Below are 24,849 nucleotides of genomic sequence, written 5' to 3'. Positions count from 1 at the left end.
TAGCAATATAATTATGGATAGGCTAATCATGCAAGTGCATCATTAGCCTTTTCTTATTGTATTTTTCATCTGAAATATATCAGTCACTAAACATTCAATCTTGCCAGTTTGCCTAATATCGTTTCGATATTCGGGCGCAGGCGATGGATGTTTAGTTGTTTTTGTTTAATAAAGAGGGCACATCGTAGCGGGATTTTAAGGTGCTACTAGCTAAATCGGTCATCTTATTAACTAAAAGAATCTTGCTACAAATAGTACTCTAATTCTATCTCTTATTTTTCATTTTCTAGCAAAGTAGTAAAATATAATAGAAATAATTTACGATTTATTAACTTACTTCACATTAGTTAAAGGGAAATTTTGTTATAATTTATTTATGAGCAATATTTTTATATTTAGAGGAAGTGGTAAAAAGTGAAAAAAATCTATCTTAATGACTTACTTCATTTTAGTAAAGAGGAATATAGAAATGTTAAAATAAGATTTAATCAATCCAATGGTTATCAAGATCCTATGCACTTATATCAACAAAATCCAGATATCGTTAATAATCAATGGCTATTTTGGAGAAGTAAAACCCGTTATTTTCAGGTAGGTCAGATTGCTGTATGTTTATTAAAGCTATCATATGACACTTGGTTACTTACCACCATTAAAAGGGTTACAAAAGATTTAGATGTCTATGACGCGATTAACTATGAAGGTGAAGAGTTAGAGCAATATAAATCTTATTTTGGACGAGTAGTTATTAAATATCGCAAGACTTCCCAACAACAAGGACGCTATTACGGGGAAATATGTGATGATTTAGAAGTTCAACAAATATTACCGACTGTTTTTGAGGGTAATGATTTTCCAGGATATGATAAAGTAAGACTATCCTATCCACAATTGGAGGCAGTTTTAAATCATGGTAAGAGAGATTGGATTGCAGCATTAGAAAATCAAAAGGCAGTGTATTTAATTACTGATAAAGAAAATGGGAAAATGTATGTAGGTTCTGCTACTAGTGATTATGGAATGCTATTACAACGATGGAGAAGTTATATATCAAATGGTCATGGTGGAAATAAAGAATTGATAGAATTAGTCGAGAAGAAAGGTATTAATTACATCAAAAACAACTTTTACTATTCTATTCTTGAAAATTATAATGCTAAGGTAGATGACCATATCATCTTAGAAAGGGAATCATGGTGGAAAGAAACATTGCAAACTAGGATTTTTGGTTATAACAGTAATTAAGAAAAATGTGGGATTAAATTACATTGATAATCTTCTGATTAAACAAATAAGAAAACCAACACGACATGAATGAGGTGGTGGTATCCATGATCATTGTGAGAAAGATATAAAAGGGGATTGAAATAACCATAGGTATCCCGCTACAAAGGAAGATAAAATCTTATCCCCAAAAGAAAGAGTCACTAAATTATCAATCCCACCGAGTAACCCGCATATTGCATATGGCGGGTGGGGTGGGGCCCGATATTTAGTTGGTGTGTTTAACAAAGGTAATTCATAGTAGCGGGAAATGACCTGACATTTTCATCATTAAAAAATATGTATAAGTATGAAAAAAGCCCTAATGATTGCAGGGGGGAGCAACGATTAGGGTTTAAATGAATCTAAATATCTAATTATAAGGAAGAGTAGAAAGTAAGTTTTCTATACATGCTAAGGGAAGTAGCACTCTAATGTTATTGGCATGAATTTCTAAGATTATTCAATTTATTTAAAATAAGTGATAATCAGCTCTCATTAACAGGAGAATATTTGACTAACCATAAGCATCCCGCTACAAGAACTAATCAAACTTCAATGCCGATAGAAAAACATAACAATTCATGGATAGGCTAATCATGTCAACACATCATTAGCCTTTTCTTATCGTATTTTTCATTCTAAAACAAAGTAATCACTAAATATTCAATCCTCCCACTCACATACGAGCCGTATGGTGAGGTTAGGGGGCTTGACTATTTAGTTGCTGTATTTAATAAAGGTAATTCATAGTAGCGGGATATTATTCTCTCAAATCAAAGACTAAATCTTAGTACCTAGAAATTGATCAAAGCCTCAACGGTTGCAAGGCAACTATTGGGGCTTTTATTATCATCAATAGAAATCTAAACACAAGTCCGTAAATAACGGTTCAGTCTTAATCCGTAAACGGTAGATCCTGAACCATTATTTACTCGAACTACTAAACAGTATCTTCTGATTAAGAAAGAAATCAATGTAGCAAGAACAATAAGAAAACCAAAACGACATGAACTTATGTGGTTTTGGTATCTTTGCCTTTATATCATAACGATATAAAATATGAATTTATATAATCACCATCATCCCGCTACAAAGAAAAATATTTCTTCAACTTCCTCCTAAAACTAATGGTCTTGTTACTTGCCTGGCTACTGGCGTAGTGGGGCAGTACCAATCCCATGTTTTAGGCGTGCATATGTAAGGAGGTCCCTTCCATGTAGCGGGATACTATTTTAAAGATAATGATTGAAATAAATATAACGCTCATTATCTCGACTTCATTTGTGTTAAATATTTAAGGACAGATTTAGATGAACAGAATCATCCCGCTTCTAAGTAATAAACTAGATTTTCCCAACAGAGAGTAAAAGAGGATGGATAGGCTAATCATGTTGATGCATCATTAGCCTTTTCTTATTTGATTTATCCCGCTACAATTAAGACATGAACTAACCATCAATCCATAGACGCCCTAAAGTAGGGCGTGTGGGCTTGTTGGTTAGTTTATTTGTTGAAGGGAGGTGTTTACTAGAAGCGGGAAAAGAAAAATCCCCTCAATAGTTGCTGGTGACCCACCAACAGTTGAGGGGATTAATTGTTAATCAAGGGATGAATAGAACGCACGGCGATCTGTTTATTTTTCAACTTTTATCAATAAAAAACCAGACATCTAATTTGGGAGAGGATGTCTGGTATTGGGAGTTATATATATTAAATTTGGGATGGTTAAATTATAACATGAAATTGTTTACAATGGAAGAAGCATTTTGTCAGAATGTGCCCTTTGTTGAAAGTGCAAACGCGGATATAATTGAATTATGGGGGATAAAGTCTCCTAAACAATAATGAAAGTGGGGAAATAGTATGAATGATATTTATGACCGTCGATTATCAATTTATTTGAATGTGGGGCTTGATGACGAGGGGAAGGACATCATCAAGGCAAAGACGTTTTCTAACGTGCGATTAGACACGACAGACGAGGAGTTGACGGAGTTTGCACAGAAGTATGTGGCTTTATCATCAGGGGCGAACACGAAAAACGTAGTTGCTGACTACCGTATGCTTTAATGAGAAGGGGGAAATGAAAAATGGCTATGGAAGAAACTTACACACTTACTTGTAAATTTAAAGACACTGAAAATAAGACTCGCACGATTGAGGTAAGTAACCCAACGGCGAACTTAACGAATGACAAGATTTTAGATTTCATGAATCACGTCATTGATAGCAACGTGTTAGTCTTGAATGAACTAGATCCGAACTTAAAGTTTGCATCAGTAGCGGGGGCGTATCTAACAACTAAAACAGTTGAAGATATTACACTTATGTAAAAGGGAAAAGCCATTTCGAAGGGAGTGGCTTTTTTTGGTATGTAAAAAGTGTAGTAGTGTGATTACAACTGTGCTAAAATAAATAAGCCATTAGGCAACACATCTATCATATATCACATTATTATAAAAAGCAGTGGTCGATAAACGACTGCTGTTTTTTTTCATTTTCTTCAAAAAGTAAAAATAAAAAAAGGAAATCACCTTTATTTGGCGTATGGTTATATGAGGTGATAAATTTGAATAGAACAGAAAAAGAAATCTTATTTGAGGAAAGACTAGATTCATTGATTTTATTAAAATCTTTATTAATTAAGAATGGGGAATTTCACGGTCAGGAGGAAGAAGAGTATTATCAATTACTAGAACAAACGTTTGAATTGTTGAATTAGGTGAGTTTTTAAATAACACTTCAGATGAATATAACGCTCATTGTCTTAACTGTATTTGTGTTAATTATTTAAGAAAAGATTTAGATAAACATAACTATCCCGCTACCATGTGATAACTGATGTCTTCTTTCCCAAAGACAGTAAACCATGATGCCCTAAAACTAAAGGTCTTGTTACTTGCCTTGCTACTGGCGTAGTGGGGCAGTACCAATCCCATGTTTTAGGTATGCGTATATAAGGGGGAACTTCCATGTAGCGGGATACTATTTAAAAATAATGATTGAAATAAATATAACACTCATTATCTTAACCGCACTTGTGTTAAATATTTAAAGATAGATTTAGATGAACAGAATCATCCCGCTACAAAGTAATAACCTAGATCTTCCCCAAAGAAAGTAAAAGAAGGTGGATAGGCTAATCATGCACGTGCATCATTAGCCTTTTCTTATTTCATTTGATCTACAAGATGGCCCCCTAAATATCAAGTCACTCAGGCCGACATACTGTCGTATGTTCGGGGGCGGTGCCTTGATATTTTTTGGGGGGGGGATTAATAAAGATGTTCTCGTGATAGCGGGAATAATCTTTGCGTAATATGTTTAAAAGCCCCAATAGTTGATTACAACAGTTGGGGCTTTTAACATCATCAATAGAGACTAATTTATAGAGTTATCATAACTAATAAATAATAGTGCATTATTAAAGAGGGAATCTGTTTAGCGAGAAAGATAAGAAAACCAACACGGTATGAATACGGTGTTGGTATCCTTTAATAAAAGTGGTAGGGGTATAAAGCAAGGTTTAGGTAAACATAACTATCTCGAAACAATGTAATAGTCTAGATTTTTTTTAAAAAAGAAAGTAAGAGAGTAATAATAGAGATAAGTTTCCGTATCATCAATCCTTTGTGGCCACCATACGATGTATGGCAGGCGGTTGGCTTGATGGATGGTAGGAAAACATAGATTCTTATTGCTTTCAAGTCTATATACATGTTATTATTATTCATGAGTGTAGCGGAAGCATTAATATAAATAAACCTGACCTAATAAATGGTTAGGTTTTTTATTTAATCTGGAATAATGGTTATACATATTTAAAAACTATGAGCTTATGGTTTAGATTTATGATATCCACTTGTTCTATTTATTGGGGTATAATAAAAATCATATTGTTGTTTAATTTTATGAATAATATAATTGGAGTATAGATATTAAAATATATCTAAAGAAGAATGACCCGTTATGAATTTATAGGAGCCTAATACTACGCAATTAGCTTGAGAGGGAGATTGGAAATGCATAATGATTTAAGGTTTTTTACTAACGAACCGGGGAGAAATCTACAAGAGAGATTTAATAGCATATTGAAGTCTAATACGCAATATTTTGATGCCCTAGTTGGATATTTTAGAACAAGTGGCTTTTATTTACTGTGTGACGCCTTACAGGAAGTTGAAAAAATAAGGATATTAGTAGGTATAAATACTGATTTCAAAACTGCAGAACTAATTCAATATACTAATAGTTTGGGGGAATTTGAATTAACCCTGAATAGAGGCAAGCAGGATTTTTGTTCTAATTTAGTTGAGGAAATGAATGGAAGTGAGGATTCATATATAATTGAGAGGGGAATAAATACTTTTATTGAGTGGCTTAAAAATGGAAAGTTAGAAATGCGCCTATATCCTAAAAGCCAAATTCACGCCAAGGTTTATATAATGAGGAAGGATATGAGTAAAGTCCCAGATCAATATGGTTCAGTAGTTACTGGGTCAAGTAACTTTTCAAAGTCCGGATTAATTGATAATTTAGAGTTTAATGTAGAATTAAAAGACAGTAGGGATGTTGGGTTTGCACTGGACAAATTTGAGGAGCTTTGGATAGAATCTATCGATATTTCTGAGGAGTATATTAAAACAATTAAAAATGAAACGTGGTTAAAAGAGGATATCACCCCATATGAGTTATTTTTAAAAACATTGTATGAATATTTTAAAGAGGAAATAAATGAAGATAAAAATGAACAAGAGCATAATGATTTGTTGCCTGATGGTTTTATGAATCTTCAGTATCAAACGGATGCTGTTATTCAAGCGAAAAAATCATTAGAAAATTATGGGGGAGTGTTTATTTCTGATGTTGTAGGGTTAGGGAAAACATATATATGTGCTATGTTAGCTCAACGTTTAAAAGGAAGAAAGCTCATTATTTGTCCTCCTGTCTTAAAAGATTATTGGGAAAGAACACTACAACAATTTGATGTTTCAGCCAAGGTAGAATCTTTAGGAAAATTGGACTCTTTATTATCTGATAAGGACTTAATGGAAAATCTAAAGTATGTTTTTGTAGATGAATCGCATAGGTTTAGAAATCAAAGAACAGAAAGTTTTCGAAAGTTGCATGAGATTTGTTTTAATAAAAAAGTAATTTTAGTTACCGCAACCCCTTTAAATAATTATTCTAGTGATATAGCTAATCAAATATATTTGTTCCAATCTAAAAATAATAGTTTTATAATCCCAAATAATAGAAATCTAGAAAGCTTTTTTAGACGATTAGATAATAACTTGAAATCTTTAGATAAGAAATCTGAGGATTACAAAGAAGCTTTAAAAAACAATTCTGAGATTATTCGTAATCAAGTGCTAAGGAATATCATGGTTAGAAGGACACGAAGTGAGATTATGGAATTTTATAAAGAAGATTTAGAAAGACAAGGGTTGAAATTTCCTAAATTAGGAAACCCAGAGAAAATTGTTTATACTTATAATGATGAAATTGAAAAGGTATTTAATTATACAATAGAGATTATTCAAAACTTAACATACGCAAGATACAAACCATTAGAATACTTAGATAAAATTCCTGAAGAGGTGAATACATTATTAGTTTCACAGAAAAATATGTCAGGCTTTATGAAGTCTATACTTGTTAAAAGATTGGAAAGTAGTTTTGAAGCATTTAAACTAACACTAGATAGATTTATTACATCGTATGAAAAATTTTTAAAAATGTGTTCGAATGGACAAGTCTTTATAAGTAAAAAGATAGATATATATGACTTATTAGACAATGGAGATAATAAGAAATTATTTGAATTAGTTGAGGAAGATATAGTTCAATATTTTTCAATCGATTTATTTAAGGCAAATTTCATTGATATGATAAAGCAGGATTTGAACTTATTAAAAGAATTGCAGAAAAAGTGGCGAAAAATAAAAGATGATCCTAAAATATTTGAGTTCTTAAAAGAAATAAAAAATAACCCAAAACTGATGAATAAGAAAATAATTATTTTTACAGAATCAAAAGAAACGGCGGAATATGTGGGATCGTGTTTAGAAACACAATTTCCTCAAAAGGTGCTTATTTATAGTGGACAAGGGTTAAAAAGTGTTAGACAACAGATTGAAGCCAATTATAACCCTAATTATTTATATGAAAAGGAAGATGATATTCAATTTTTAGTTACTACTGATGTTTTAGCGGAGGGGATAAATTTACATAGAAGTAACGTTTTAGTTAATTATGATTTACCATGGAATCCTACCAGGGTTATGCAAAGGGTTGGAAGGATTAATCGTGTAGGTACCGAGCATAATAAAATTTATGTTTTCAATTTTTTTCCTGCTACACAGGCTAATGCTCATCTTACATTAGAAGAAAATATAGTATTGAAGATTCAAGCTTTTCATGACACTCTAGGGGAAGATTTTAAATATTTATCAGACGACGAAGTCGTTTCGTCCCATAGCCTGTATACTAAGATAAATAGTAAAAGTCTTTATGGAAGTGAAGAATATGAGGAAGTATCGGAGTTAAAATATTTAAAAATAATAAGAAATATTAGGGATAATAATGAGGCGTTATTTTCGAAAATAAAAAAATTACCTCAAAAGTCTAAGACAGGGAAAATATATAAGGAAATATCTGAAGACTCTACACTCACGTTTCTAAGAAAGGGAGGTTTAAAAAAATTTTATATTACCAATGGGGAAAACTGTACGGAAATTTCATTTACCACAGCAATGAAATATTTAGAATCGACGGATAACGATATTAAAATAAAACCTCCTCAAGAATTTTACAGTCATTTGGAAAAAAATAAATTAGAATTTAATTCATCCTTAAACATGGACGATTCGATAATAGAAAAACCTTCTAGAAGCGGAAATGAAGCAAAAATTATAAAATTAATTAAAGCTATATCAAAATGTAATATCTATACTGAGGAGGAGGCGCATCTTTTAAAGGATATCAGGAAAGCATTTGAAGAAGGAGATATTCCTCCAGCTTTATCGAAGGAAATTATAAGAAAAACTTCAAAAACTAAGGAGCCTTTACAGATTTATCATCAAATAGTTGATTTAGTTCCACATAAGTATTTAGAGAAAAGAAAAGTTGATAAAAATTTAATAATAGGCGGAGAAACTAAGATTATATTGTCCGAATATTTGAGAAAAGAGGGTTAAACTAGATGAATAATCTAAAGTTAAAAATTTTAAAGGAGACCTTTGAAAAAGGGTTTGATATAGATAGTTTTAGGAGATTTATAAGGGAGTTTTTCAACGAGCCTCATATGATAAATAGTAATGACAAAGAGGTTTTGTGGAATGAATATAGAAAACAAATTAATTCATATAATATTGTTGCAAAATATACGGATGTTGAGGATAACAATCTGATTGTATTAGCAGTGGAATTAAGTAAATCATCCAGCATTGATAGAGCTAGAAGTATGCAAAGAAATTTTATTTCTAAAATATTAGACGAAAATAATATAGAGGCTGCTATTGTAGCTTACTATGCTAAGGATGAAAGTAGTTGGAGATTATCTTTTGTTAGGTTAGATTATTCCTTCACAGATAAGGGGGTAATTTTAGATTTAACCCCTGCGAGAAGGTATTCATATTTGGTGGGAGAAAATGAACCTAATCATACGGCTCAATCTCAATTATTACCTATTTTCCAAGATGATAATCGTAATCCAACCTTAGATGAAATAGAGGTCGCATTTAGCGTTGAAAAGGTTACTAGAGATTTTTTTCAAGGCTATAAAGAAAAATATTTAGAGTTAAAGGAATATTTAGAAAAAAGTGAGGGTTTTATTTTCGAGTCTAATAGACTTGGCTTAGAGGTATGTAAATTTTCAGAACAATTTTCTAAAAAATTGATGGGCCAGTTAGCGTTTTTATATTTTTTACAGAAAAAAGGCTGGCTAGGAGTTGATTTAGTACCATATGAGTTAAACGATGAAGAATATATAAATTTAAAATCAGGTTGTGCTGATTGGGAACTGAAAATATTAGAAGAATTCTATTCTCTAAATCATAATGGAAATTACATATTAAAAAAATTCGATTCTCAGACAAAAAAGGTATCAGAGTATGAGATAGGAGTTCTATCAGATATATTTTTTAGGATTCCAAAATATAATAATAGATGGGGGAGCGGAAATAAAAATTTTATCTCTAAATTTTTGTGGAAGGAATGTACAGATAATCAAGGGAATTTTTTTAATGATTATCTAGAACCATTATTTTATGAAGCATTAAATAATGAAAGGAAAAATCAATACTTTTATAGGTTAAATTGTAAAATCCCATTTTTAAATGGAGGACTTTTTGAACCTTTACAAGGATATAATTGGAAAGCAAATAATTTTAATATACCTAACAAATTTTTTTCAAATAAAAATTTAAATAGCAGGAAATCAAGTGGAATTCTAGATATATTCGATAGATTTAATTTTACTATTAATGAGGATGAGCCGTTGGAAAAAGAGGTTGCCGTAGATCCTGAAATGTTGGGGAAGATTTTTGAAAATTTATTAGACGTAAAAGATAGAAGGTCTAAAGGGGCATTCTATACACCACGAGTGATAGTTCATCATATGTGCCAAGAAACTTTAACGAATTATTTATCGACAGAGGTTGGTATTCCAATAGATGATGTTAAAGAATTTATCTTATATGGTGACTTAATCAGAGATGTTGACAGGAGGAAAAAGGAAAATAGTATAGATGAGTATACATTAAAACCATCTATATGGAATAATTTAGCTGAAATAGATAGGGCATTGGATAATATAAGGATTGCTGATCCTTCAGTAGGCTCTGGAGCTTTTCCCTTAGGTATGTTGAATGAAATAGTAAAGGCTAGAAACAATATTACCGAATACTTAGTAAGTAGAGAAGCAATTCTTATTGAGGAAGATATCATCCGGTACGAAAGTAAAAGGTCAATTTATGAGTTAAAACTAAGGACTATTCAAAATTGTATTTTTGCAGTAGATATTGAGGAAAGTGCGGTAGATATTACTAAACTTAGGCTATGGTTATCTATTGTTGTAGAGCAAGATGAATTGAGAGAGGAGCATTTTGAACCACATCCATTACCTAATTTAGATATGAATATTTTAGTGGGAAATAGTTTAATAGATGAATATGAAGGTGTCAAATTATTTGATAATCCGGTATCAACACCCTCGGAGATTCCAGGTAAAAAAAGAGATAAGGTAATGGGTCAATTAAAAATTCTTTTCGATTCGGATGAGATTTTTAGGGAAATCTTTAAGAAGCAAGACTATTATTTCAATGAAAGAAATGTGAAAAGTAAGGAAGGGTTAAAAAGAGAAATAGATTTCTTAAGAGATGAGTTAATAATATTTGAATTACGCAAAAAAGGAAAAATAGACATTATAGATAAATATAAACTAATAAGGGACCATAAATTAAAACCGTACTTTATTTGGGAATTAGAATTTGCACAAGTATTTAGAGAGAAGGGAGGATTTGATATAGTAATTGGTAACCCTCCTTATGTGGGTGAAAGGGGAAATAAGGATATACTTCGTTCAATTGCTGAGACGGAATTTGGTAAAAAATATTATCAGGGTAAAATGGATTTATTTTATTTCTTCTTTCATAAGGCTATTGATATTGCTAAAGATAATGGAGAGATAGCTTTTATTACAACTAATTATTTTCCAACAGCCTATGGGGCAAAAGTTTTAAGAACAGATATAAAAAATAGAACTAATATAAGGAGATTAATAAACTTTAATGAGTATAAAATCTTTGAATCTGCACGTGGCCAACATAATTTAATAACTATTTTAAAAAAGACGCCAACACAGAATGTCACGGCTTGGAATTCTATTACGCATCGAAATGGTGTGGCAGAAACCAAAGTTTTAAATGATATTTTCATCGGTATGGACAGTGAAACAAGTTACTATCTAGTCAATCAAGAGGAAATGTTCGAAGGTGAAGAGAATTATATTAGATTGATAGGTTTAACCGATCATAACGAGTATTCCATACAAGGTATTTTAGAAAAAATGGCTAAAAGTAAATTAAAATTTGGAGATATTTGTGAAACTAAACAAGGGATTGTATCTGGAGCAGATAAGGTAACTGACAAATATGTACAAAAGTACTCTAAGGATTGGATTAAAGGTGAGGGGATATTCGTTTTAAATGAAACAGAAAAGAATTCTCTAAATTTAAATGAATATGAAAAAACTTTAATAAAAAAAGTGTATAAAAATTCTCATATAAAGCCTTTCTATATTGACTGTGCAGAGTATCTATATGTATTGTATGTTACTAAAGATACAAATATAGAGAAAATCCCTAATATTATAAATCATTTACAATATTATAAACCATTATTGGAAAAAAAGAGAGAAACCCAACAAGGGAAATTACCTTGGTATTCTCTTCATTGGCCTCGAGATAAGAATATATTTGAATCTCCTTGTAAAATTGTTAATCCTCGTCGTTGTAAATCAAATACCTTTGCCCTAGAGACATCACAAAGTTTTGAACAATCGGATATAATGGTCTCAATTATTAATTCTCAGTATAAAAATCAAATTAATGAAAAATATTTATTAGGACTATTAAATTCTAAATTATATTGCTTATGGCTAAGGTTTAAAGGGAAATTAAAAGGGGATATGTTTGAATTATATGGAACACCGTTATCAGAAATTCCAATTGTACTTCCGGATATAATGCAGCAAAGATTGATGATAAATTTCGTAGACAAGATTTTGGCGATAAAAGGAGAGTCTGATCCTAAGTTAGAGAAAGAAATAAAGATATTGCGGGGAAAAATAGACATATTAGTGTATGATTTATTTAATCTATCCGAAAATGAAAGAAAAATTGTTGAGAGTAATTATGAGCACCTTAATAATTAGGGAAAGTAGTTAGATAGGTAGTAATATAAAAATTAGTCAAAAATTTATGTAATAGAATCAAAATATGAATGAGATTGAATATTGTTTAATTTAATTATATTTGAATCTTTCTATTTTCACGAATCCTCAATCCTTTACTGGCTCCTATCTTACCAATAGATCGCTCAGGGGATTGTTGATTCGTTTCCTATATAATAGGGGAATATGGATAGGCTAATCATGCACTCGCATCATTAGCCTTTTCTTATGGGATTCATCCCGCTACAAACAAGACATGAACTAACCATCAATCCGTATGCGCCCTACAACGTAGGGGCGTGTGGGCTTGTTGGTTAGTTTTTATGTTGAAGGAAGGCACCTTCCGGTAGAAAGAAAAATCCCCTCAATAGTTGCGTAGTGATGCAACAGTTGAGGGGATTAATTTGAAATAAGGGGATGAATAGTTCGCCTAGGCGATCTATTCATTTGATGTTATGGGATGATGGCTTTTGGTGATAGGGATTAGAGAAGATAGTCATCAAACAGTGGAGTTTTATTCCTAAAAAGGATTTAAATCTTTTTATAAAGTAGGATTGATATATCCACCTGATTTAAAAGTTGGGAATGATAGGCTATAATATTAGATGTTAGTTAGGATAGGGAGTGAGGATGATGCGGTGGATTATTCCATGTGATTTAAATTATTATGATGCGATAAATGCCTTTGCTAGTTTGAAAACGATAGATTGGCGGCAAAATAACCGGTATGCTGTAGGGGATACGGTGTTTATTTATGCTTCGGCGCCTTATCAAAAAATTATGTTTAAAACGAAAGTTTTAGCAGTAGATCTCCTGTACGAGGATACAATTGATGATTTTACTTTTTGGAAAGTACCAGTTGATGAACGGGAGAAAGAGAAAAGGAAATCACGTCGATATGTAAGGTTACAATTAATTAAGTTTTTGGAATGTGACGATTTAGGGCTAGAATCTCTACTGAAGCAAGGTTTAAAAAAAGCACCACAAGGTGCAGTAAAGTGTCAGAATGATAAACTTCAATTAGGTGAATATATTGAGAAATATTTTGCGCAGGATACTCTGGATGATAAATTGGATGTGATTGAAGAGGATAATTATTACGAAGGAAATAGTGTTGAGGTTCAACTTAATAGATATGAGCGGAGTGTTGAGGCAAGAGAGAAGTGTATTGAATTTCATGGATGCCATTGTAAGATTTGTGGGTTTGATTTTGAAGAAGTGTATGGAGATGCAGGAAGGGGATTTATTCATGTTCACCATATTGTTCCAATATCAGAAGTCAAGGAAGAATATTTGGTAAATTATAAAAAGGACTTAATCCCGGTTTGTCCAAATTGTCATGCAATCATTCATAGAAGAAAAAAACCGTATACTGTTCAAGAAGTCAAACAACTACTACAAAATAGAAAGTAGCTGTTTGGATAGGCTAATCATGCACTCGCATCATTAGCCTTTTCTTATGGGATGCCTTCCGCTACAATCAAGAACCGAACTAACCATTAATCCATAGACGCCCTACACGGTATGGGCGTGTGAGCTTGTTGGTTAGTTTATTTGTTGAAGGAGGGTGTTTACTAGAAGAAAGGAAAAGAAAAATCCCCTCAATAGTTGCTGGTGACCCACCAACAGTTGAGGGGATTGTTTTTTCAATAGGAGGTGAATAGAACGCATGGCGATCTATTCATTTGGTGTTATAGGAAGGTGTCTTCGGAAAGGGAGGCCTTGTCTCAAAACCATCCCTAATAAAGATGGATACAAGATTTATCAGACAGTGGTGCTATTCCTTATGCAGGTGGTGTTTGTTAAACAAGAACCCTATATTTATAAACCTCGTCTAGTTCTCTTAACCCCACCGTCGCGACTCTTAACAATTCCACCGGGTCAAACTGTCGTTTTCCTTTGTTGTGGTCTTGTTAGATCGCTCAGGGGATTGTTGATTCGTTTCCTATATAATAAGGATAGGATAGTAGCGGGAATATTATATATAAGAAAAGCAGTTAAGTAGCGAGAGGGCTACCTAACTGCTTTTTAGTTTCTTTAATTATGTTTTCTTTTTTATCCCACAACTCATGCTAATCCAAAAGTTAGAGGGTTTCACACACAAATTCACTGATTGCATTTTTTAGTTCGTCATTAGGATAGAATTCTAAATGATAATATAGGTGGAGGGTATCCCATGTTGAATTTATTAATAAATAGAGTTCTGTTATCTCTAAGACTTTTCCTAAAGGTGTGTTGTATTCGTGAGCGAAATTTTGAAGCGGGACGTTATACTTTTCAAAATAATTATTAATAGTTTCACAGTTCATATTAAACATCACTCCAGTTTTTTATTTGAGTTAAGTTATTTCTTATATCGGTTTTCCTTACTGGCAATTTGTGGTGCTGGAAAAACTGAAATGATGTTCGAGACAATTTCATTGGCGTTGTTGCAAAAAAAGCGTGTATGTTGGGCTATTCCACGTGCCGATGTTGTTGTTGATTTGATTCCTCGAATTAAACGAGCTTTTCCATATGCACGTGTAGTAGGGCTTCATGGAAATTCTGAGGAGAAAAATATCTATGGGGATATTGTTGTAACGACGACGCATCAGTTAATTCGATTTTATCAGGCATTTGATTTACTAATTATCGATGAGGTGGATGCCTTTCCTTATACATTTGATGAGATGTTACCAAGATTAGCCCAAAAGGCATGTAAAACGGGGTGTGCAACGATTTATTTGTCGGCGACCCCCTCTAAGACGGATCAGAGGCTAATTAAAAGAGGACGATTAAAATGTTGTTTAATTCCAGCTCGATATCATTTACATGCATTAGATATTCCTAAATACTGCTTCTCAGGAAACCTTTCACGTTTTTTAAAGAAAAGGAGATTACCACGCGTGATTAAAAAGTGGTTTAATAAACAGTTAATGTTAAATAGACGCGCATTGTTATTTGTTCCAACAATTGAAATGGGGTACCTTTTACAGGAGGCTATAAGGAAGTGTTTTGCATTAGAAGTAGAGTTTGTTTTTTCAAGCGATGAAAATAGATTAGCAAAAGTTAAAAACTTTAAAGAGGGAAAGGGTCAATTTTTGATTACGACGATGATTTTAGAAAGAGGGGTAACAATTGCAAATATTGATGTGGCCATTTTTTCGACAGAACATGAGGTGTTCGAAGAGAGTGCACTTGTTCAGATTAGTGGGCGTGTTGGCAGAAATCCTATGTACCCACACGGTGAAATCGTATTTTTTCATTATGGAATTACTTTGGCAATGGAGTCTGCACGACGCCAGATTCGTGAGATGAATAACCATGCGAGAAGGCAGAAGTTATTAAAGGAGGATTATAAATGAGGTGTCTCGTCTGTTTTCAATTAATAACGATTCATAATCTTCAAGATATTTTTGCGCTTAACGATCCGTGTCTATGCTCTAAGTGTAAACGGAATCTAAAAATTGGGGAAAATCATTGTCTTTTTGAACAAAATGAATGGCTCCTATCTGTTCTTGAACGACTGGATCAGGGAGATTTAGTGTTACTACAACTTTTTATTCCCCAATATGTCAAGGAGATTAGAAAGCAGTTTAGAAGTTATAAATCGGTTACGATTTTAGACATGTCAGGGGAGGGTCCCTATCCGTGGAGCGATGTATTATTAGAACAGCTAGAAAAATTTTTTTCTAAAATTCAAATTGGACAAATTAGATTAGTGTTATCAACCGAACAGGATGAACGGACGATTAAAGTTTATTAAAAAGTAACCGATTATAGATTTTTATAAGCGCTTTACTGGTATATAATTGTTTTGTTTTGCTTAAAATGAAATGAATCTCTTTTTAATAGTTGAGTCATATCTCACACTGTTATTTTCCACGTTTGAGGAAGCACTTAAGTGTTCGACAAAATACGGAAAACGCTTTCTTAAATGAAGGATTTATATTATAATAGAGGTACATCAGATAGATAGGAGTGATTCTAATGAGAATTCAAATTAGGGGAGCTAATCGTTTCAACGCAACAGATGCTATTAAAAATTATATCGAGGAAAAAGTGGGAAGCTTACAACGATTCTTACCTACAAATCCGGATTTAGAGGCTCGCGTGTATATTAAAATCTATGATGTGATTCAGAAAGTAGAAGTGACTATTCCAGGGAATCAGTTCATCCTACGAGCAGAGGAAGAAAGTGATGATTTATATGCAGCGATTGATCTTGTTGTGGATAAATTAGAACGTCAAATTCGTCGTCACAAAACAAAAGCAAACAAAAAAATTCGTGAACGTGAGGGTATTAGCGATTACTTCATTACTATTGATGATCCGGATACGGTTTATAACGAAGAAGATGAAGTACCGTACAAAGTTAAAAATGTTCATTTAAAACCAATGGACGTTGAAGAAGCAATTATGCAATTAGAATTATTAGGACATGACTTCTATGTCTATCGTGATATGGCTGTTGATGCTGTTTGTGTCGTTTATCGTCGTAATGATGGAAAATACGCTGTGATTGAGACGAATAATTAATAATAGTGAATTAACAAAAAAGACTATCTTACGCGGTAGTCTTTTTTTATGCTTGTGAAAAATGATAGATTCTGTGGGGATGTAGGGTTTTAGAGAAAATCTCCCGAATGAAATGACAAAAATTAGGTAAAGTTATGTTCCGAACAGGTTTTTTTGTGTACATGTTTAGTCAAAAGTGGTAACATTATGTTAATAACAGAGTATTAGCTAGTATAAGCCTAGTAAGACATAGACAAGGAGCGATGATGATGATTTCGGCAATCAAGAAAATGTTAGATCCAAGTGTAAAAGTATTAAAGCGTGCGGATAAAATAGCGGATGCGGTCATTGCGTTAGAACCTCATATGCAAGGTCTAACAGACGAGCAATTAAAACATAAAACTTTAGAGTTTAAAGAACGAATTGAAAAGGGAGAAACGTTAGATGATTTATTAGTTGAGGCATTTGCGGTTGTTCGTGAGGCGTCAACACGCGTTTTAGGAATGACTCCTTATAAGGTTCAGATTATTGGTGGGATTGCCTTACATGGTGGAAATATCGCCGAGATGAAAACGGGGGAAGGAAAAACATTAACCTCAACTATGCCTGCGTACTTAAATGCATTAGATGGAAAAGGTGTTCATATTATTACGGTAAATGAATATTTAGCAAGCCGTGATGCGCGCGAGATGGGAGAGCTTTATCGATGGCTGGGCTTAACGGTTGGTTTAAATTTAACGGGGATGACTTCAGAAGAGAAAAAGGCGCAATATGCATGTGATATTACTTACTCAACAAACAATGAACTAGGTTTTGACTATTTACGTGATCACATGGTGTTGTATGCAAAGCAAATGGTACAACGTAAATTAAATTATGCCATTGTGGATGAGGTAGACTCAATCTTAATTGATGAGGCACGTACACCATTAATTATTTCAGGTGGGCAGAAACGTACGGCTAATTTATACGTACACGCTGACCATTTTGTTAAAGGTTTAAAGGACGAAGAAGACTATACAATTGATATTAAAACGAAAAATATCCAATTAAATGAGGGAGGAATTGAGAAGGCGGAAAAAGCTTTCCGAATTGATAATTTATACGATATTAAACATGCAGTGTTGTTACATCATATCAATAATGCATTAAAGGCAAATTACATTATGGCGCGCGATGTGGATTATGTTATCCAAGAGGACGAAATTGTGATTGTTGACCAGTTTACAGGTCGTTTAATGAAGGGACGTGCCTACTCTGAAGGTTTACATCAGGCCATTCAAGCAAAAGAGGGAGTTTCAATTAAGCAAGAAACATCGACGTTAGCAACAATTACGTTCCAAAATCTTTTCAGATTATATAGTAAGTTATCAGGAATGACAGGGACAGCGAAGACAGAAGAGGAAGAGTTCCGAAATATTTATAATATGATGGTCGTGGAAATTCCGACTAATCGTCCGATTGCCCGTTTAGATGCACCAGATTTAGTTTATAAGGATATGAATGCTAAGTTTAATGCCGTTGTTGCAGATGTAATCGAACGCCATAAAAAGGGACAGCCAGTTTTACTTGGAACTGTAGCGGTCGAGACATCGGAGTATATTTCACAGTTATTAAAGCGTAAGGGAATTCCGCACAACGTTTTAAATGCGAAGAATCATGAACGCGAAGCAGAAATTATTATGGATGCAGGGAAGAAAGGGTCTGTCACGATTGCAACCAATATGGCGGGTCGAGGAACGGATATTAAATTAACAGATGAAGTTAAGGAATTAGGTGGATTGGCCGTTATTGGGACGGAGCGCCATGAATCTCGTCGTATTGATAACCAATTGCGTGGACGCTCGGGGCGTCAAGGAGATCCTGGATATACTCGCTTTTATCTGTCATTCCAAGATGAATTAATGCGCCGATTTGGATCAGATCGTATGCATGCAATGGTGGATAAATTGGGTATGGATGAAAATGAGCCAATTGAGAGCAAAATGGTTACAAAGGCAGTAGAATCGGCACAAAAACGCGTAGAAGGTAATAACTATGATATGCGTAAAAACTTACTAGAATATGATGATGTCATTCGCCGTCAACGTGAGGTTATCTATGGACAACGTCAAGATATTCTAGAAACAGAAGATTTAACCGATATTATTTTTGGAATGGTAAACTCATCGGTTACACGATTAGTTCATAACTTCTCACACTCTGAGCACGAGAAGTCAAAGGGAGAACAAGAGTATAATTACGAAGGATTACTTGTTTATCTAAATACTAACTTCTTCCCTGTTAATAAAGTAACACGTGCAGCTATTGAAGGGAAAACAGAGGAGCAATTAATTGAATATGTGACTAATCTTGTAAAAGAAGATTATCGCCTAAAAGAAAAATCGATTGATGCGTCTGTTTTCCATGAATTCCAAAAGGTTATTGTGTTACGTGTAGTGGATACTCATTGGATGAATCATATCGATGCGATGGACGCCTTACGTCAGGGAATTCATTTACGCTCATATGGGCAAATTAATCCATTACATGAATATCAAAGTGAAGGATTTGAAATGTTCAATCGTTTAATTGAACGTATTGAGGATGACGTAACACGCTATATTATTCGAGCTGAAATTCGTCAAAATTTACAACGCGAAGACGTAGCTAAGCCAACGGCGACTAATGCACCAAAAGATGAGAAGAAACGTCCATTGACACGCGTGTCTAAAAAGGTAGGTCGTAATGAAGAATGCTCGTGTGGAAGTGGGAAAAAATATAAGCATTGTTGCGGTCAAAATGAGTAGTTGATAAGACAAGTATCGTATATAACGTATATCGGGGGAGCAGTGATTTTTGATCATATTAAAAGTCACTGCTTCTTAGCGCGTAAAAGTGAGATTATAGCGAATAAAAAGAGGTGATTAGAATGGAAATTCATGAAATACGATCTGAAATAAAGAAAATGTCTGAGCGCATTTTACAGTTTAAAGAGTCATTAAACGTAGCTGAAAAAGAGAATCAAATAAAAGAATATGAACAAACAATGCAAGAGGTTGGTTTCTGGGACGATCGAAGAAAGGCGCAAGAGGTTATTAATGCGGCTAATGCATTGAAGGAGAAGATTTCTTCGTTTTATAATTTACAATCGGAAGTAGAAGAGCTTGGAATTGCTTTTGAGTTAATTTTAGAAGAGGCCGATGAGGATTTACAGTCAGAACTTGAGGCACAAATTCATGAGGTGAGTGAAAAATTGAACGCCTTTGAATTGGAAATTTTATTGAGTGGCCCATATGATGGTAATAATGCTATTTTAGAGTTACATCCAGGTGCTGGAGGAACAGAATCTCAAGATTGGGCAGAGATGCTTTATCGTATGTATACACGCTATGCTGAACGAAAAGGATTTAAAGTGGAAGTTTTAGATTACTTAGTAGGAGAAGAAGCGGGAATTAAAAGTGTGACGATCAAAATTAAAGGAACAAATGCATTTGGGTACTTCAAGGCGGAACGTGGGGTTCATCGTTTAGTACGTATTTCACCTTTTGATTCAGGTGGACGTAGACATACCTCTTTTTGTTCGTGTGATGTAATGCCTGAGTTTTCTGGTGATATTGATATTGAAATTCGTAGCGAGGATTTAAAAATAGATACTTACCGTGCAAGTGGGGCTGGAGGACAACATATTAATACAACAGATTCTGCTGTTCGAATTACCCACTTACCAACGAATACAATTGTGACCTGTCAAAATCAACGTTCACAGATTAAAAATCGTGAAGCTGCCATGGAGATGTTAAAGTCTAAGCTTTATCAACGAAAACTAGAGGAACAAGAAGCGGAGTTAGCAAAAATTCGTGGTGAGGTGAAAGATATTGGATGGGGAAGTCAGATCCGTTCCTATGTTTTTCATCCTTATTCATTAGTAAAAGACCACCGTACTTCATATGAAGTTGGAAATGTACAAGCAGTTATGGATGGGGATTTAGATGGATTTATTGATGCTTATTTAAGAAAAAGTTTATAACAGTGGTATTTTGTGGATAAGTGCATTTTGGGATGGTTATAAAAAACGGTAGAGTGTATAATAAGGGCACGTTAGATTAACTTTAAGAGGAGTGAACCGTTTATGAAAAAAATTCCGAGCTTTACAGTCAATCATGAAGATTTATTACGTGGAATTTATGTATCACGAAAAGATGTCGTTGGAGAAGAGGTTATTACAACATTTGATATTCGAACTAAACTTCCGAATCGAGAACCTGTCATGAATACGGCTGAAATTCATACGATTGAACATTTAGCTGCTACCTTCTTAAGAAATCATCCGCAAGCAGCGGATCAAACGATTTATTTTGGGCCTATGGGGTGCCGAACAGGTTTTTATTTAATTTTAAAAGGTGATTTAGATTCACGTGACGTGGTTAACCTTATTACAGAAACTTTTAATTTTATTGCGAATTATGAAGGGGAAGTTCCGGGAGCAAGTGCTAGAGATTGTGGTAATTATTTAGATATGAATTTACCGGCCGCTAAATATGAAGCAAACGCATTTTTAGAAAATACATTAAACCAAATTGAAGATAAACATTTAGTTTATCCTAATTAAAAAGTGGAAGGCCACCTATCAGGTGACCCTCCACTTTTTTTATGTAAATAATTAAGTATTATGTATAAAGGGTGTAAAAAAGGATGAAATATAAATCAATTATTCGACATTTTATATTAAGATAAATGCGATTATGTTAAAATGGAAATCGATTAGGGATGAAATATGGGGCAATGGTTAGGATAGTATTTGTTGGGAATTGGCGTATTGAAAATGAAACTGTCAGATAGTTGTGCTATAATGAAAAAAGACGTTTAGAGATAGGTGGGAAGATAATGATCGAATTTACAAACGTTAGTAAAAAGTATGCAAATGGAGTTATCGGACTTCATAATATAAATATTCAAATCGAATCAGGCGAGTTTTTATTCGTCATTGGACCGAGTGGTGCCGGGAAATCTTCTTTTTTAAAAATGATTAATTGTCAGGAAAAAGCTACAGGTGGAGAAATTAAGGTTAATGGAATTGAAATTACTCGTCTAAGTCGCTTTAAAATTCCTAAATTGCGTCGGCAAATAGGTGTCGTCTTTCAAGACTTTAAATTATTAAAAAAAATGACCGTTTATCAAAATGTAGCGTTCGCCTTAGAGGCTATTGGCCTTCCTAAGGAGGAGGTTCGCCAAAAGGCACTCGATGCATTAACGTTAGTTGGTCTTGAGGGAAAATTATTATTTTATCCTAACCAATTGTCAGGAGGAGAGCAACAACGTGTAGCGATTGCACGCGCTATTGCGAATAATCCAGATATTATTATTGCTGATGAACCAACGGGAAATTTAGATCCAGACAATTCAATACAAATTGTTAATATTCTGAAAGAGTTAAACAAGCAAGGAAAGACGGTCATCATGGCAACTCATGACCATGAATTAATATTTGGCCAAGATTGTCGTGTAGTGACGATCGATCATGGGACTATATTTAGCGATGAAGTGAGGGGATATTATGAAAATAATTAGACAAATTTTTCGCTACATTCGCGATGGATTTAAAAATATTTGGAATAACTTATTTATGTCCATTTCATCAATTGTAACGTTAACTATTACTCTTAGCTTATGTTCTTTTTTCGTTCTGTTCGCTTACAATACTAAAAATTTTACAGAACAGGTTGAAAACGAAATTAAGATCTTTATTGAATTTTCTCAAGATGCGACGGATGAGCAAATTGCTTCCTCGATTCAAGCAATACAGTCTCAAGCGCACGTTTCGGAAGTTAATCATATAACCAAAGAGGAAGAATACACGGAGTTTATTGAGCGAATCGGTGAGAATGATCCTGAGTTAGCAGACTTTTTTGAAAATACAAGTGATGGAAATCCATTACCCGATACAGGCATTGTTTCGGTTGACGATGTGAAAAATGTTGACGAGGTAGCGAAGGCAATTAAGGAAATTGATGGTGTTGGATACGTGAATTACGGTGAAGAATCAGAGTTATCTGCTTTTACCAATATTACAACAATCATCCGTCAAACGTTATCAGTTATTGTTTTGATTTTACTCGTATTAGCAGTATTTTTAATTCAAAATACAATTAAATTAACGATTTATGCACGTCAAAATGAATTGAAAATTATGAAGCTAGTAGGTGCATCAGTTGCTCATGTGACGGTTCCGTTTTTAATTGAAGGTGTTATTATCGGTGTTTTAGGGGCTGTCGTTCCTATTTTGCTAACGATGTATGGTTACCAATTTTTATATCATATTTTTGGAGGAGTACTAGTTATTCCAATGCTTCAAATGGCTACACCGTTCCCAACTGTTTATGAATTAGGAACAATTGTCGGATTAATGTCAATCGTCATCAGTCTACTTGGTAGTTTCTTCGCAGTCATCAAGTATTCTTTAAAAATTTAATAGATAGAGTTATTGAAAAAGGAGGGATATAGGAGATGAAGAAGCCATTTATAAAAATGGGATTGTGCCTGTCTTTAGCGTTGGGATTGATTCCTACGATGCCCACAATAGTAGAGGCATCGAAATCGTGTAAAACGAAGGAAGAATGTAATGCTATTATTAGTGAGGCGCAAGACCAAATTTCTGAAATTAAGGGCAGAGAATCCAAACTTCAAGATGAAATAGAGATTGTTGAGGGGGATATGGGGACAACTGTTCAGAAAATCTCACAAACAGAAAGTGCGATTTCTGAATTTGAGAAGAAAATCTCCCAAAAAGAAACTGAAATTAAGTCAGGTGAAGAGGAAGCTAAAAGATTAGATGAAGAGGTGGAAGCCTTAAAAAAAGTTGTGGCGCAAAGAATGCATATGTCACAGAGATTTTCACGTGGAAATTTAGTGTTACAGATGTTATCTGAATCTAACAGTTTAGTTGATTTTATTCGCCAATTACGTGTCATTAATCACTTTGCACAAAGCGATGCTCAATCGATGGATGAACTAAGTCTTTTAGTCAGTCAGCAGCAAGCGTTACTTGCGACTTTGAAGGTTCAACAACAGGAGTTAGCTGAAAGCAAGGATTCGCTAGAGAAGGAACGTGAAACGTTAGACGCTTATCAACAAAAGTTAGAGCAACAAAAACGTGACTTGGCTAAACAAATGCAAGAATTAGAAAGTGAACGTTTATCAGCTTCAGAAATTATTGAAATTGCTGAAGAGCAGAAGAAAATTTTAGAGCAGACACCACCGCCTCCTGTATCATCAGGAAACTCTTCAAGTAATGGCAGTTCTTCAAGTGGTGGGGTTGTTACGGGATCAGGGTTTATGATTCCATTGGCCCGTGGATATGTAAGTTGCGAATTTATGTGTTATAGTAACCATACGGGAATTGACTTAGCCAACTATGGGGATACATCAACGCCGGTGTATGCTGCACAAGCGGGAACTGTTATTCGTGCAGGTTGGCATAGTGCATATGGAAATCACGTAATGATTACTCACAATATCAATGGGAAAACAATGACAACTGTATATGCTCACATGCACTCAGCACCGTATGTTTCAGTTGGGCAACAAGTTGCACGAGGAACCCAATTAGGAACGATGGGGAATACAGGAAATTCCTTTGGAGCGCATTTACATTTTGAAATGTATGAAGGATATTATAATTATCCACATGCCGTTAACCCAAGAAAATATATTAATTTCCCATCATCATGGTAGGGGCTTTAATGGCGTGCCAGATGTTAGTATAAGATTATGACGATTATTTTCGCCAAAGTTGTGAGATAAAAAGGTACCCTTGAATTGAGAATATAGAGCGTTCAAAAAGACGACGCCTATTTCTCAATGAGGTACTTTTTTTATTTAATCGATGAGGGATCGAACGTAGTCATTTGTAATAAATCATCTTTAAAATGAAATAAATTTATAAATTGTTCCATACTATATAAGTAAAAAGCGACTTTTCATAGGAACATCCAGTTTTGATTAGATAAGGATGCTTAATCTTCATTAAATGATTGACTGAACAGTTAGAATGCATCCATAAACTTGAAGTGATTACAAGGGTTAGAAAAAATGGGTAAATGGTTTGAATTGCAGGATTTGTGAATTTATCCTATTTTCTTGGAATGACAAAG

16 protein-coding genes are annotated in these 24,849 nt (G+C 33.8%); all 16 read left to right on the top strand.

The window, feature by feature from the left end:
* The first annotated feature begins 414 nt into the window (after positions 1 to 414).
* The 16 genes from AACH31_RS09750 to AACH31_RS09675 all read left to right on the top strand — a co-directional run bounded on the left by AACH31_RS09750 (position 415) and on the right by AACH31_RS09675 (position 24,430).
* On the top strand, positions 415 to 1,245 hold the full coding sequence (locus AACH31_RS09750) for a GIY-YIG nuclease family protein (protein WP_338617545.1): 831 nt from the start codon (positions 415 to 417) through the stop codon (positions 1,243 to 1,245).
* 1,884 nt (positions 1,246 to 3,129) lie between these two features.
* Positions 3,130 to 3,336, top strand: coding sequence for a DUF1659 domain-containing protein (locus AACH31_RS09745; protein ID WP_338617543.1), 207 nt, complete (start codon positions 3,130 to 3,132; stop codon positions 3,334 to 3,336).
* 20 nt (positions 3,337 to 3,356) lie between these two features.
* Positions 3,357 to 3,599 carry a DUF2922 family protein gene (locus tag AACH31_RS09740; RefSeq protein ID WP_338617541.1) on the top strand — a complete coding sequence of 81 codons (243 nt, stop codon included), beginning with the start codon at positions 3,357 to 3,359 and terminating at the stop codon, positions 3,597 to 3,599.
* Between the two features lie 236 nt (positions 3,600 to 3,835).
* Entirely contained in the window at positions 3,836 to 3,988 is a 153-nt protein-coding gene (locus AACH31_RS09735) for a hypothetical protein (protein ID WP_338617539.1), read from the top strand.
* A 1,300-nt stretch (positions 3,989 to 5,288) separates the two neighbouring features.
* Positions 5,289 to 8,465: a helicase-related protein gene (locus AACH31_RS09730; protein ID WP_338617537.1), complete on the top strand. Its 3,177-nt coding sequence runs from the start codon at positions 5,289 to 5,291 to the stop codon at positions 8,463 to 8,465.
* A gap of 5 nt (positions 8,466 to 8,470) precedes the next feature.
* Complete coding sequence (locus AACH31_RS09725; protein WP_338617536.1) at positions 8,471 to 12,202, top strand: Eco57I restriction-modification methylase domain-containing protein; 3,732 nt, start codon at positions 8,471 to 8,473, stop codon at positions 12,200 to 12,202.
* Between the two features lie 651 nt (positions 12,203 to 12,853).
* Positions 12,854 to 13,633, top strand: a complete 780-nt coding sequence (locus AACH31_RS09720; RefSeq protein ID WP_338617534.1) for an HNH endonuclease — start codon at positions 12,854 to 12,856, stop codon at positions 13,631 to 13,633.
* A gap of 830 nt (positions 13,634 to 14,463) precedes the next feature.
* Positions 14,464 to 15,564 (top strand): helicase-related protein, encoded by a 1,101-nt coding sequence (locus AACH31_RS09715; protein ID WP_338617532.1) that lies wholly within the window; start codon positions 14,464 to 14,466, stop codon positions 15,562 to 15,564.
* Positions 15,561 to 15,965: a hypothetical protein gene (locus AACH31_RS09710; protein ID WP_161832615.1), complete on the top strand. Its 405-nt coding sequence runs from the start codon at positions 15,561 to 15,563 to the stop codon at positions 15,963 to 15,965. The genes AACH31_RS09715 and AACH31_RS09710 overlap by 4 nt, the downstream gene beginning before the upstream one ends.
* A 224-nt stretch (positions 15,966 to 16,189) precedes the next feature.
* Entirely contained in the window at positions 16,190 to 16,738 is a 549-nt protein-coding gene (gene hpf, locus AACH31_RS09705) for a ribosome hibernation-promoting factor, HPF/YfiA family (RefSeq protein ID WP_161832614.1), read from the top strand.
* 245 nt (positions 16,739 to 16,983) lie between these two features.
* Positions 16,984 to 19,506, top strand: a complete 2,523-nt coding sequence (gene secA, locus AACH31_RS09700; protein ID WP_161832613.1) for a preprotein translocase subunit SecA — start codon at positions 16,984 to 16,986, stop codon at positions 19,504 to 19,506.
* A gap of 122 nt (positions 19,507 to 19,628) precedes the next feature.
* The gene (prfB, locus tag AACH31_RS09695) at positions 19,629 to 20,726 is read left to right on the top strand and encodes a peptide chain release factor 2 (RefSeq protein WP_161832612.1); all 1,098 of its coding nucleotides are present in this window, start codon (positions 19,629 to 19,631) and stop codon (positions 20,724 to 20,726) included.
* A 102-nt stretch (positions 20,727 to 20,828) separates the two neighbouring features.
* Entirely contained in the window at positions 20,829 to 21,308 is a 480-nt protein-coding gene (locus AACH31_RS09690) for an S-ribosylhomocysteine lyase (protein ID WP_161832611.1), read from the top strand.
* 275 nt (positions 21,309 to 21,583) lie between these two features.
* On the top strand, positions 21,584 to 22,267 hold the full coding sequence (gene ftsE, locus AACH31_RS09685) for a cell division ATP-binding protein FtsE (RefSeq protein WP_161832610.1): 684 nt from the start codon (positions 21,584 to 21,586) through the stop codon (positions 22,265 to 22,267).
* Positions 22,254 to 23,168 carry a permease-like cell division protein FtsX gene (gene ftsX / locus AACH31_RS09680; RefSeq protein WP_161832609.1) on the top strand — a complete coding sequence of 305 codons (915 nt, stop codon included), beginning with the start codon at positions 22,254 to 22,256 and terminating at the stop codon, positions 23,166 to 23,168. Before ftsE ends, ftsX begins: the two co-directional genes overlap by 14 nt.
* 35 nt (positions 23,169 to 23,203) lie before the next feature.
* Complete coding sequence (locus AACH31_RS09675; protein ID WP_237658976.1) at positions 23,204 to 24,430, top strand: murein hydrolase activator EnvC family protein; 1,227 nt, start codon at positions 23,204 to 23,206, stop codon at positions 24,428 to 24,430.
* The last annotated feature ends 419 nt before the right edge of the window (positions 24,431 to 24,849 follow it).

Source organism: Turicibacter faecis (assembly GCF_037076425.1).
Lineage (GTDB): Bacteria > Bacillota_I > Bacilli_A > MOL361 > Turicibacteraceae > Turicibacter > Turicibacter faecis.
This window is presented reverse-complemented; position numbering and strand designations above follow the sequence as displayed.

Excerpts from the sequence above, each read along its gene's own strand:
- AACH31_RS09710 (WP_161832615.1), top strand. The coding sequence starts at position 15,561 with ATGAGGTGTCTCGTCTGTTTTCAATTAATAACGATTCATAATCTTCAA.
- AACH31_RS09740 (WP_338617541.1), top strand. The coding sequence starts at position 3,357 with ATGGCTATGGAAGAAACTTACACACTTACTTGTAAATTTAAAGACACT.
- secA (WP_161832613.1), top strand. The coding sequence starts at position 16,984 with ATGATGATTTCGGCAATCAAGAAAATGTTAGATCCAAGTGTAAAAGTA.
- ftsX (WP_161832609.1), top strand. The coding sequence starts at position 22,254 with ATGAAAATAATTAGACAAATTTTTCGCTACATTCGCGATGGATTTAAA.
- AACH31_RS09725 (WP_338617536.1), top strand. The coding sequence starts at position 8,471 with ATGAATAATCTAAAGTTAAAAATTTTAAAGGAGACCTTTGAAAAAGGG.
- prfB (WP_161832612.1), top strand. The coding sequence starts at position 19,629 with ATGGAAATTCATGAAATACGATCTGAAATAAAGAAAATGTCTGAGCGC.
- AACH31_RS09690 (WP_161832611.1), top strand. The coding sequence starts at position 20,829 with ATGAAAAAAATTCCGAGCTTTACAGTCAATCATGAAGATTTATTACGT.
- AACH31_RS09720 (WP_338617534.1), top strand. The coding sequence starts at position 12,854 with ATGCGGTGGATTATTCCATGTGATTTAAATTATTATGATGCGATAAAT.
- AACH31_RS09675 (WP_237658976.1), top strand. The coding sequence starts at position 23,204 with ATGAAGAAGCCATTTATAAAAATGGGATTGTGCCTGTCTTTAGCGTTG.
- hpf (WP_161832614.1), top strand. The coding sequence starts at position 16,190 with ATGAGAATTCAAATTAGGGGAGCTAATCGTTTCAACGCAACAGATGCT.
- ftsE (WP_161832610.1), top strand. The coding sequence starts at position 21,584 with ATGATCGAATTTACAAACGTTAGTAAAAAGTATGCAAATGGAGTTATC.
- AACH31_RS09745 (WP_338617543.1), top strand. The coding sequence starts at position 3,130 with ATGAATGATATTTATGACCGTCGATTATCAATTTATTTGAATGTGGGG.
- AACH31_RS09730 (WP_338617537.1), top strand. The coding sequence starts at position 5,289 with ATGCATAATGATTTAAGGTTTTTTACTAACGAACCGGGGAGAAATCTA.